We start from the raw sequence: 12614 nt of genomic DNA, 5'->3' as shown, positions 1-12614 counted from the left end.
AACTTTTTTGGAGTTAATAGAGTTATTTAAAAAAAATCATTAAAGTATCACAGACCTTAACGATTAGTAACTCGTATTTCTTAATTTATATCTAATGGTTTTAACATACGGTAATAGTCTCTAAGTTCTAAATCAAAATCATTTTGCTCTATGTTAAGATGGATAAGAGCAATATGATCATTTATTTTTTGTTTTAACCAACGTAGTTTTTTCTGAACATCATCATTCATTCCATCAAAATTTATAAAAAACTCTTTTAATCTTTCTAAGTAAGGAAAGAGATCATATTCAGGATCATTGAATTCTGAGTCTGCTTTTGCAATGTAATCAATGTAGTAGTGTCCATCTTCATCCATTGTAATAATGTCCTCAATATATCCAAGCTCATCACTTGCCGAATGGTTTTCCTGTCGATATTTAACCCCGTTGTCTACTACATCCTTTTGTATAATTATTCTAGGGAAAATAGCTTTTTTAGACTCAAGATCATAAGCTTCTACCATTGCAGGGCCAAAAATCACATCTTTCGTGTGCACCAACCTACCTATTGTAACTCCACCTCTTACGAGAAAACCTTGGTTGGCGAGCTCAAATGACAGGTATAGCAGATCGATTAATGTATGATATAATTGACTGTTTTCGGTATATTCATATGATATAACGATAGAATCGGAAAAATAGGTAACCACCTTTGTTTTTGAAAATCCTGAATCATCAACCATATTTTTCGATAACTCAAAAATATTTATGATCGATTGTATTTTGTCTTCGTGATCTTCTCCATTTTCAGTAACAGTTTCTCTAATATGTTGCCTAAATCCTAAAATGTCAATAAAGCAGCAAATTCTTTTTTCATATTTCATAATAATTGTTTATTTATATACAACCTTTCAATATATTATTCAACTAATTCTTATTGTGGTTCATTGTCATCTTTTGACTTTCGATCCCTTAATATTTTTTCTTGCAGCGGTATCATCTGAAGTAGCGGCAATATCTTTTCAAAAGGTTTAACAAAAATAGATTTGGTATTCTCAATTACAGAGCAAAGTACGCCTATACATTTTCCTTCTTGATTAATGACCGCTGATCCACTTAATCCAGCCCAATCATCGGAATGCGTAATAATATCTTTAGTTTGTAAAAGTAAATATTGTCCAGCTTTACGGATAAATTTAAGGTTTGACTTAAACGTTCCCACGCGATGAAGAATAATCCCTTTAATCTCAGGTTTTATCTTGCCATAAACATAATAGCTATGTTCTTCGTTCGGTTCTGCAATATGTTCTTCTAAAAACTCATATTTAGGTTCTTTAGGTGAAACAATAATTTCACCAGTTTCTTCCACTAATTTTTCGTCTGTTAAGAAAGGAGCTTCAAATTTTCTTCTGTCGATCATACTTATCGCGACATCAAACAATTCATAACCGAGATCTGGTTCAGAGATATCAAACTTTTCCATAAAGTAAAAACCACCAACAGGGGTTATAACAGTAGAAAGTTCTTCTGGGTGACTTATATTGTTGAGAATTCCGACATAGTTATCAACCCCAAGTCTTTCATTTTCTTGATGATCATTATAATGGATATTGTGATCTGCGGTTAAAAAAAATAGATTCTCCTGATAGTTCAGGAAAAAACCTGAGCCATAAGCTACAGGTAGATTTTTGAAATCTTTTTCTTTATGTATAACGAGTTGATAATTTGTTTTTATTAAAATTTCTCTCAAGTCGAATTGTTTTTCTATTATCATAGTAGGTTGATTATAATGTCTAAATTTACTGTGTAAAAAGGATTAAATTTTACGGTTAACCGTAAACGTAAATATCATTTAGATTTTATATAAATCGTTCAGTAAAAACACGGAATTATTACAGTTAATGGTGGTATCAAAAGCGTCTGCATGTGTCTATTCTATTACAGACGATAAAATCATTATGGTAAAGTAATAATTTCTTCAATTAAATTTTCAACGCTTTTACGCTCAGATTTTCTTTTCGTAAGATAATATTGCATTGCCTTAAAGCAGTTGTGCATATCCTTAAGATCATCATCTGTAAATGTAATGATGGTTATACCGAACTGTTGAAAATATTCATTTCTTTTCTGCATCTCACGTTTCCATTTTAGCGCTAAGTCTTTGTTCATTTCCAACTGAGTTTTTGCTCTGATTCCAGCGACTGCCATATGTGTTGATTGTGGGCTTAATTCAAAACCAATACGCTCTCCAGTGTAACAATTCAAAATCGTAAAATCTAAACGATATTTATGTTGCTGCTTCAGTCCATCATATCTAAATTCAGGAATAAGGAATGGTTCAGAGAATGGATCATCAGAATTTTTTAAATATTCTATGTAAAAATCATATATCTGCTTTTCATAAAGAGAATTTGAAACCCGTTTTAAGATAGACTGGTAGAATGTGAGTAGATCGTTTAGATCTTTAAAGTTGACAACAGTGTTATTTTCAGGATCTATAAAGCCAGTGTGTATGATATGACCAATAGTCCAGTAATCAAAGTTAACTTTTCGTACATGGCTTGGTTTATTTTGCCAGGCTCCGTCTATAAATCTTGGTACAATGAGCATACCCCAAAACAAATTCTTGGCACCAAACCATATAGACCATAGATTTTCTTGAGGTTTATCTTTAATTCTGATTTTATAATGTTTGTAAAAATCACGTTCTAAAAAAAGAAGAATATACTCCCTAATAGTTCTAATTTTAAATATTTGCTGAATCATTGAGGGGCTTTCCCTGCTTAATATTGAATCCTTTAATCCCATAAGCCATGCTGCAATATAGTCATCATAGGTTAACCATTTTCCATGCACCAAATCGAGATTCTGCGATTTGTTAAGACTTATTACTCCGTGAAGAGATTGGACGGTTACTGCTTCTCCTTTGATAATAGAATAATCTGCAAGAACTTGTTCCAAGCGTTTTTTTAGTTCTGCTGTAATATCTCTTTCCATTTTGGAAAGAAATTTATAATCTTTTGTAGCTTCAACTTTTATCATTTTTATATGTTCGCTTTTAAAAATTATCTCATTAAATTTAAAACTGCATAAAATATCATTATTGCAGCAATTATTCTACGATATTGTAATTCCCTGAGCAAACTCCTTTTCTATTTCTCTAACAATATTGTGGATTTCGAAAGAGCTAATTGAGGATCGATTTGGAATAGTTCTATCAAGGAGGCATTTTGTTTGACCTAATGAATTTATGAGAAGAATGCGAAATAATACATGATCAGCTAGTTCATCGTCGATGCAGAAAATATAGTTTTTATATTTTTTTTCAAAATGACCAACCGTAATTTTAGAATATCCCGATTCTTTTAGTTCAGTTCCCCACAAAGAGTTAATACTATTTTTCATATTACTTAATTAATTTTATTTTTTTCATAGGAATGCTCAATTCAAGTATTTCAGAAATGACCGATTCAGAAAAATCTAAGAAATTGACAGCATTTTTATAGGTGCTAAATGTATAGTTGTTTCCGTAATGTATTTTGTATCCTAAAGAAGAGTTTTGGTGGAGCAGAATTTCGATAAATTCATTGTCAGAAATTCTTCTGAACATATAGTTTGCCATTTTAAATGTCGAATTTTCATCACCCCTTAACCCACTATATAGAATCAATTCAGTTGCAATAAAGTCGTAATTATATTCATCGATCATTTCTTCATCCATACATAATAATCCTTCGCTTGAAAGTGTTTCAACTCTCACTACGTCCCTTAAAACGAAATCCTTAGAATTAAAATTTTCTACTAGAATTTGGTTCAGCTCCGATATATCAGAATTTATATCAATACCGTGATATTCTTTATTGTCTAACTCTTCTAATTTAGAATAATGTGTGAAGTATAATATGTAAAGAAAAACAACTTCTTTGGTTGTTAATGAACTTTTATCTAGATTTTCTAGTAAATAATAATAGGTGTAGAAATCAGGAATTAGATTATAAATCAGCCATTTTTCGATTGTTTCCGTAAGTAGCTTTTTATTTTTATCTGCTATAAAATACTTTGATATTAAATCTTCATGTTTTAATAATAAACTGATGATTTCTTTTTCTTCTAGAACATGAATAGAGTAGTACTTATCTCTTTTTATTTTTTCTATCCATTCTCTTGCGTTATTTGTTAAATAGCTTGATACAAAAATGACAAGATGCTTAGGTCTTTCTGCGTCTGCCCAAGCTATCTTAGAATTCAGCTCTGAAGGAGGAATACCTTTTTCATATTTTTGCATTCAAAAAAATATTTTTCATACTGTTCACTTATAATATTATTATGAGTTTTATAGTAAGCTTCAATGTCACGCCCATTATCAGGCCCACCTCTTCTCCAAGTAATCCTAACAAAATCACTTTTAAGAATTAGTTGGAAGCAAAGCTCTTCAAATTCTTCTGGTTTAAGCTTATTACAGTTTATATATTTTTCCAAGTTTATCATTTGTTATCATTGTCTTTGCTATTATATCTGGTTAGTTGCCGATATATGTTTTGTTAAACATCATTTCTTTTGCTTATATAAATTGTCTAGTCCCAAACAAATGGTCATAAAAAAACCATTCTTTTTCATGTTCGTACAACTGTAAGCACTTGCTATTTATTATTTAGATCTACAAATTGTTTTATAAAATCGTGGTAATCTAATTTAAATGGAACTTTTCGGTCAGATATTGGTCTTAATATTCTTTGTAAATAGTCCATAAAGTGTTTAGGGTCAATAAGACTTTTTCTAAATTTTTCATCTAAATGCTGGCTGTGACTAGTCAGTTGGGACTTAAAAAGATTAAAATTATCTTTAATGCTTTTCTCCCAGAGAATTAAAGTATCAATATTTATCAGCGTTAATGAATGAATCTTAATTTTATCATTACTTTTTATTTTTTTTACAATTAACTCTTCTTTGAACCAATTATTAAGCTTATAATTGATTCCCGTCCCCTCATAAACTCTGTCGTGAACCAGCAATATTGGAAAAATTTCTAATCTGTGATTATATTGGATAGTTTCGTCAAACTTGAAGGTTTTATTGCAAATAAACTCAATCGAATTTACCAACTGCTTAATGCCAACGCCCTTTTTTTTACTCTGTAGAAACCTCTCTTTAAAAAAAGATTCTATCGTTTCAATATCATTGGCGGCCTTAATTGTTTTATTAATCAAAACATCCTTATTTTCAAAAAGAAGTAACGTATTATTATAGTTGACATAATAGTCAGGCTCATTTTTCTCTTCCACTTCATATTCAGTCTTTTTTTTATAGAATTTTTTACTGAAAATCTGGTCAAGTAAGTTTTTCATTAGAAAGTTTTCTGAGAACTCTTTGCTATAATAACTTAAAAAATTATCAATTTCACTATCACTTTTTTCAAATATTGTTTTTAATCTGAATTTTGCACTTCGGTAAAATAAATCAACTGCAAAGTAAAAATTGACGACGGAAAACCTGTTTTTATCTAAAAAATATATTGGTGTTTTTTTTAACTCCGTAAAATCTTCATCAGCTGTAATAGCTGTTGCGGCTATATTCTTCAAAAAATTAATAGAAGTTTCACTTGGTATCGCAAAAATAAATTGGTTATTAGCTTTTGCAATAAGTAAACTTCCGAATAAAAATTTCATATTGAAAATAAAATCTTTTTCACTATCTACTCCGAAAGATTCTATAAACCTACTTTTAATTTGGTCAAAACCTTTGTGGGAAAGAAATTTCAACAAGGATTCTACTTTATAAATTGTGGCATAAACAAGCTTTACAAAAGAATGAATATCTCCAAACGATCCAATTTCATTAAGTTGAAATCCCTGTAAAATCATAAAATCTATCAGTGATTCTTTACTTTGTTCTTTATCAAATTTATGATTATATGCGCCAATCCTAGAATTCAGAACTAAAAAAGCTTTAAATAGATTTAATTCTGGGTCAGATTCTTTGTCTCCGTCTTGCGTAAATTGAGCTATATTTGAAAGAACTATTTCAGATAATCTGAGATATGATTCAGGCGTTATAATTTCAATTTTTTTGTCTTTATTAAGGCCTTTTTTGAAAGTTTCTACTCTTACAAAAACGTTTTTCGCTACTTCTTTTTTACTGAAAAAATTTTGATAATTTGGCAGGGGATAGGTATTACAAAAACCAATGCTCTTAAGCATAAGTTCTTTTGGAATTTTAAGAAGATATGATAAAGCATCTTCTTTTATTTCACCAGGAAATATATCATCGAAGTTCGGAATCACTGTAAAGCTCATAGATGTATGCTAATATATAATCCTAAAATTACAGATTTAATAGTAAAATTGTACTATTCCAAAGAAGATTCTGTGATGATACCAACAACAAATTGGCTTATATCTTTCACTTCATAATCAATAATTGTTTCAACATCAATAATTACTGAATTTTTAATAATTATCTTCGCATCCTCTTCAGAAATGTAGCTTCCATCAGCAGTCGATCGCCATTTTTCAGGATTATCATTGTATTTTTTATTAGCAATTTCATCAGAAACCTCTTGAACAGATATTGCCAGTTCATTTTTCATCCATTTCTCATTAGTCTTATATCGCATCAAAAAAGAATCCTCGAAATTACTAATGATAACTTTATCTTTCAGTTCCTGACTGTAGAAAGAGAATAGTGGTATTCCATCAAATTCTCCTATTACAAAGAAGTCTATGTTATCTGGGTTATATTCTGATTTATATGTGCTGGTATATCTGCTGGACTGGATCAACTTTTCATCTTTATAAAGAAATTCAGGTTCTAGTATAATAGCAGTGGGAATCACATCATTTTTCTTTAAAACTCTGAATGCCTCATCTAAAACACTAATCAAGGTTTTTGCAACAACGACGGTTGGTTCCGACTTTTCTATGACATCCATGAAAAGATTATTTTCCCACCTTCCTATCATAGCGCCAAAATCATTCAGACCGTATATAGTCATATTGTAATCCCCTTCAATAAAGTGAACCTTTCCCTTTTCCAAAAAGTTATTGGTACCAACTCTTTTAAGAAGAATGTTTTGATCTGTAACATTTTCTTTATTTTTAAAATAATCGAAAATTTTCCTTATACGGGTTTGCCCCTTCCAAGCAGATGTTATCTCCATCTTGAACCAGTCGACCTTTAAAGAATCTAGAGGAGTTGAAGCAATGCTCTTTTCTTTCTCACCAACAACGTTTCTGGTTGCCAGTGAGATAGAGGATAGTAATTTTTCCGCAATACTATCCAAGTCGTCAATACTCTTAACCCTCAATATCCTTTCCCATTTTTTTAAATCTCTCTTTATGAATTGAATATTTTTTTGCACCTCTTCATAGAAATAGGGGATCGTCCTTCTTAATTTCGAATTAACTAATGAAGTAATGAAGGAAAAATTTCTTGTTTGCAATCTGTCTAGCACAAAACCAAAAGTCATCCATTCCGCTGCGATCGGTGGACTGTACATTTCAGATTCAGGTCGCTGCATAAAATCCCAATTTTCCCAGCCCATATATCTTCGAACATCCTCTGTGCGAAAAAATAGGATATCCTCTATTTCTTTTTCCCAGTCAGTAATCAAACCCTTATTTACGGCAGCAATCAGTGTGTTAAGATGCTCGTCATTCAATATATTATTGTCTGCTAAAAAGAAGAGCCAATATTTTATAGCCGTCAGTGTCTGCCTTCTGAATGAATCCAGCTGGCTTTGATAATCTATTTCTTTATTTAGGCGGTTGATTTCAGCTTCGTCACCAGCTTTACGATTTGCCAGCAACCTACGAAGCTGAAGCGTTTTACTCGTCCCACTGCTGAAAAGTAAGGCATTCAACTGACCGAGTCTGTTCAGAGATCCTTCCAATAGATTCCAATCTTGGAATCTTGTCTGATGATAAAGAAGATCATTAAACGTACTAAATGCATTATAGTAAAAGTCCAGAGGCATAGGTTGTTGTCCCGAATACTTCTTGCCGTAATCCAGCATCATTATAATTTCCTTAAGGTGCAGTGACATTATTTCTGGAATCTCTACTAAATTTTTACCAGTGTTACCATCACTGCCATTACGTAGACTAATCTCCACATAAAGCCTTACCGGAAAACCTATAAATTCCTTAAAGGGGTCAAATTTTCTGTACGAAATACTTGCACTCAAAACCTTTCTGAAAAAGGTTATGAAAGAATCAATTGTTTCAGCACTATTGCTGTTGACAGCCTTGTGAAGGGATGACCATACGCTGTAGGAGAGTCCTTCCGTAATATCCAGTTCTTTCATGTTAATCGTATTTCATGTTTAGAATATATAGATCAGCATAAATTGAAAGAATCTCATCGACCTTGTTTTGCTTTCCTTCCGCAGCATATTCCTTCAGTTTATTATCAAAATAGATTTTGTATTCATCTGACTTTGCCATTACGGAAGAAGTTTTCTTAAGTGTGAAGCACTCGGTAAAATCCATACGGTCTGTCACTGTCTCATTCATCACAGGCCAAATAAAATTATTATAGTCTTTTGTGATCATATTAATATGCAGTTTTCGGCTGTAATAATGTGGCTTGGAAAAATCAGATCTACCATCTAATTTTAATTTAAGTTTTTTAAAGTTAATATCGTATATCAGTAATTCACTAGTTAATCCTGTTGCACCGGAGATTTGTCTGTCATTTATAAATGAATTTTCCAATGATTGAATCCCATTATCCGCTAAAAATTGCTGAAATTGTACCTGACTGTATTTAGATATTAGTACTATCCGTAGATTCTGTTTGGCTTCTATCATCAACTGTTCACTTAGCGTACTTTGGATCTTCCCTGCATTGGTAAAATTGATAATGGTTCTAAAAAGATATCCAATTCCAATGAGGATGAATAATGCCAGATAGGTTCCAGCTACTACTAACCTTTGATAAAATGGAGGTTCGACAGTATCTCTTAAAGTCGAGATGATAATTAAACAGAAAATGACGCTCAGCGTATAATAGATTATTAGGTAAAGTTTTGAATTGACAAACAGTAGTTTATAAGTCTGGTTATCCTTCACTGCAAGATTGCTTAATAGCAGACCGATTACTGCCAATGTCATACTGATAATGGTCGCAACGTTTGAAGTACGCTGATCAATCAGTATTTCTGCCGACTTTTTCTGAAGAACTATATAGGTGAATGCATCAAACTGAACAATGGTCAATATTAATAGTAATGCCACTACAATTATGAATACAAGCCAGTATTTATCTCTCTGAGATAGGATATTCAGGTATTTGTTTAGCCAGGAGAGCCTACTGTCATTAAGTTCTTTGTGCTCGGAAGCCACTTTTTTCAGAATCTCAGAACGATGAGATTTAATTAAATAGAAAGACATTACAGATTATTAGTTAAGCTAATATACGTAATTACAATAAAATATTTGAATTCTTCTAATTTGTTTACACCAGCTTAAATTTGCTTATAGATAGTTGATTTGTTTCTATATTTAACCATAGTTGCACTGTTTTATTTGTAATTAGTATTTAAATATATTATTTACTAAATGCAATTGGCATTTAGTAATGCTACATAATTGCTAATAAGTTTTTATTTCAAATTAATCCATTAAAAGTAATTTTTCTGACTTTAAATTTAATTAAGATAAATAATAAATGAATGAAAACAGCCTATTTATACGTCCGTGTAAGTACAGACGAACAAAAAAGAAAAGGTTACTCTCTGCCGGAACAGGAGAATCGATTACTAAAGTATTGTAAATACAACAATATTGAAGTTAAAGGAATTTATCGGGAAGATTACTCTGCTAAAAATTTTAATCGGCCAGAGTGGAAAGAATTATTCTCCGAAGTCAAAAAGAAATCAGGAGAAGGGGATAAAAACATATTATTTTTAAAATGGGATCGATTCAGTCGTAATGTAGAGTGTGCATATGAAATGATTGGGAAGCTTCGGAAATATAAAGCAATCGCAATGGCTATTGAGCAGCCCATAGATTTTTCTGTACCTGAAAGTACCGTTATGTTGGCTGTGTATTTAGCCGTTCCCGAAGCAGAAAATACCAGGAGAGCTCAAAATACCTCAAATGGTATGCGGCGTGCAAAGTTGTTGGGCAGATATCCTAATAAAGCACCTATGGGTTTTATGAATGTGACCTTACTGGATGGCAAAAAAGCAATTGTACCTAAAGAACCAGAAGCTGAAATTATAAAATGGGTATTTCATCAAGCTGCCCAGAATAATCATAGAATATCTGAGATTAGAAAAATAGCTAATGAGAAAGGATTGATATGTTCACGATCATACTTTTTCAGGATGTTGCGTAATCCTCTTTATTGTGGACTTATAACGATTAAATTAGATGCTAAAGAAGAGCAAATGATTCAAGGTTTACACGAACCTTTGATTTCTGAATCATTGTTTTATCAGGTTCAATCTATAATTAATACAAAGAGAAAAATTACTTCTAATAGAGATGATCTAAAAGAAATCTTTTTCCTTAGAGGTTTTTTGATCTGTCCTGTTTGTGGTCGAAAACTTACTGGGAGTTTTTCAAAAGGTAAGCGGAAAAGATATCCCTACTACCATTGCCACGACGGTTGCAGAACCAGGATTGATGCAATTTTACTTAATAATTGCTATCAAAATAAGCTTCAAAAATTGGTATTATCAAATAGTTCAATCGAATTATTTAAGAACATTTTAGAAGATCATAATATTAGAACTCAGAAGGCAAGTTATTTGTACGCTCAACAGTTGTTAGGTAGGAAAATAAAAGAGGAAAAATTAACGCTTTCCCGAGGTAGAAAATTGTTCATAGCAGGTATATTAAAGATTGATGATTATAATGAATTAAAAAAAGAAAGTCAAGTCAACACAAAAAACCTGGAAAAAGAAGAGCGTGAAGTTATTCTTAAATTGAGAATAATTGATAAGATGAGTCAAATGGAAGATAAAACACTCGTTGATGTTTTCCAAAAGTTTACACAGTTTGATACTTCAGATAAAACTCATCTTGTGAATCTGATTCCTCCGGTTAATATTGATTATAAAACAGGAGGTCTTTCTTTAGATTTAAATCAAGCACTCTCAAAAATATTATCAAAAAAAGGTAACCGAAAAACTAATATGAAAAATGAACTTCATTGATAGAAATGTTTCAGTAGAACAAGCGATTATTATTCTGGCCAAGAATGGTGTTCAGGTAAATGAGAAGGAGGCTAAGAACATATTAGAATTGTTATACTTAGTGGCAGCAAACTACAATAAGTCAAAAGAGAAAAAAAGCTCTAACCCTAAGGAGATTTCGAACACTTAATGATTGTAGATTATAAGCCTATTGTGCCACTTTCAGACTGTTTGTTTCAAACAGACTAAGCATTTTATGTTTAAAATGTCGAACACAAAATGTCAGATTGTAAAAGTTTGACAAAGAGATATTTGTGAATAAAAAAAAGAGACAACTATTTATTAGTTGTCTCCTTAAGTGACTTGACAGGATGTTATTCAAACTCTTTTTTTACTGATATAGAAAGTATTTTGGATTTATGTTGCTGATAATAAGATAAATTATCCCGTACTGCTGATTTAGCACCTTATTAACTTAATATATGATTTCATTTTTTTAGATATTTGCACATGGCTCTATTAATAACTTTGGATAATGTCTATAAACTGTACAATCTTGATTCTTCAAAAAAGACGGAAGGAATAGTTATTCTCAATCAACAAAATGATCCAAAAAAGAAATATACAATTCATAGCCGGCTATTTGATGGTTTATTGCTAGGATTCTTGATACAAGGATCCATGAAAGTACGGATTCATTTTTTAGAATATGAAATAAACGCAGGTGATATTGCTATTTTACAGCCGCAATTGATGATCGACACGGAATCATTGAGTGAAGATGCCCAAATTGTAACAATTGGTCTTTCCTCAGATTTTATTACAGCATTTCCAATTTTACGTGAGTTTATAATGAACAACCAAATTAGATGGCAGCCAATTATCAGACTTCAGCCTGAAGAAATAAAGTTGCAAAATGAATTATTGACGCTTATACAGAACTTCTACAATAAAAAACCTAGCCATAATAAAACGGAAATGCTTCGACATCTTGTTATGGTTCTAATGAATATGATTTCTGAAGTATATTCTTGTTTACCGAATAACAAAAGCTTGGTGAAAAACCGCACACATGAGATTATAGATGATTTTTATCTGCTAATTTCAAAGCATGCTAACCAACAAAGAAGCGTTGTGTTTTATGCTGAAAAGCTACATTTAACACCACAATATCTTTCTACTTTCCTGAAGCAGAAAACTGGAAAATCTGTATTACAGTGGATTGATCATATCACAATTCTACATGCTAAAACACTATTGAAATCTTCTAATTTATCAATTAAAGAAATTAGCAATGAGCTTCATTTCGAAGAAACAAGTGTCTTTTGCAGATACTTTAAAAGAATAGTGGGAGTGTCGCCAAAAACCTATAGAAACGAATAATAATTTATATTCTTTTATGTCTCACTATTTACAGGTCGCTGAATAGTATTAGCTTTCAGATTGTATGTAAACACCATTAAATTGTTAATGCCTGCTTTTTATCTCTATTTAA

The 12614-nt window shown here is 31.3% G+C and carries 10 protein-coding genes; 2 read left to right on the top strand and 8 right to left on the bottom strand.

What is annotated here, in order from left to right:
- Positions 1-80 precede the first annotated feature (80 nt).
- From M2372_RS01580 to M2372_RS01550, 8 genes are all read right to left on the bottom strand, one after another.
- A complete protein-coding gene (locus tag M2372_RS01580) occupies positions 81-863 on the bottom strand; it encodes a hypothetical protein (protein WP_123318652.1) in 783 nt (260 codons plus the stop codon).
- A 50-nt stretch (positions 864-913) separates the two neighbouring features.
- Positions 914-1753, bottom strand: coding sequence for a hypothetical protein (locus tag M2372_RS01575; RefSeq protein ID WP_123318653.1), 840 nt, complete (start codon positions 1751-1753; stop codon positions 914-916).
- 182 nt (positions 1754-1935) lie between these two features.
- Positions 1936-3021: a topoisomerase II gene (locus M2372_RS01570; RefSeq protein ID WP_123318654.1), complete on the bottom strand. Its 1086-nt coding sequence runs from the start codon at positions 3019-3021 to the stop codon at positions 1936-1938.
- Positions 3022-3385: 364 nt separating this feature from the next.
- Positions 3386-4264: a hypothetical protein gene (locus M2372_RS01565; protein WP_123318656.1), complete on the bottom strand. Its 879-nt coding sequence runs from the start codon at positions 4262-4264 to the stop codon at positions 3386-3388.
- Complete coding sequence (locus M2372_RS25575) at positions 4225-4467, bottom strand: restriction endonuclease (RefSeq protein WP_123318657.1); 243 nt, start codon at positions 4465-4467, stop codon at positions 4225-4227. Before M2372_RS25575 ends, M2372_RS01565 begins: the two co-directional genes overlap by 40 nt.
- A 152-nt stretch (positions 4468-4619) precedes the next feature.
- Positions 4620-6272, bottom strand: coding sequence for a hypothetical protein (locus M2372_RS01560; RefSeq protein ID WP_123318658.1), 1653 nt, complete (start codon positions 6270-6272; stop codon positions 4620-4622).
- A 53-nt stretch (positions 6273-6325) separates the two neighbouring features.
- Entirely contained in the window at positions 6326-8281 is a 1956-nt protein-coding gene (locus M2372_RS01555; protein WP_123318659.1) for a hypothetical protein, read from the bottom strand.
- Position 8282: 1 nt separating this feature from the next.
- Positions 8283-9368 (bottom strand): hypothetical protein, encoded by a 1086-nt coding sequence (locus M2372_RS01550; RefSeq protein WP_123318660.1) that lies wholly within the window; start codon positions 9366-9368, stop codon positions 8283-8285.
- A gap of 281 nt (positions 9369-9649) precedes the next feature.
- On the opposite strand from M2372_RS01550, the gene M2372_RS01545 reads away from it, so the two are divergent.
- Together M2372_RS01545 and M2372_RS01540 are read left to right on the top strand one after the other, a co-directional pair.
- Complete coding sequence (locus M2372_RS01545; protein WP_123318661.1) at positions 9650-11140, top strand: recombinase family protein; 1491 nt, start codon at positions 9650-9652, stop codon at positions 11138-11140.
- 489 nt (positions 11141-11629) lie between these two features.
- The gene (locus M2372_RS01540) at positions 11630-12502 is read left to right on the top strand and encodes an AraC family transcriptional regulator (protein ID WP_123318663.1); all 873 of its coding nucleotides are present in this window, start codon (positions 11630-11632) and stop codon (positions 12500-12502) included.
- Positions 12503-12614 lie beyond the last annotated feature (112 nt).

This window comes from Chryseobacterium sp. BIGb0232, from assembly GCF_024810195.1.
In the GTDB taxonomy this organism is placed as follows: Bacteria; Bacteroidota; Bacteroidia; order Flavobacteriales; family Weeksellaceae; genus Chryseobacterium; species Chryseobacterium pennae.
The sequence above is the reverse complement of the archived record's forward strand: the minus strand, read 5'-3'. Positions and strand labels throughout refer to the sequence as shown.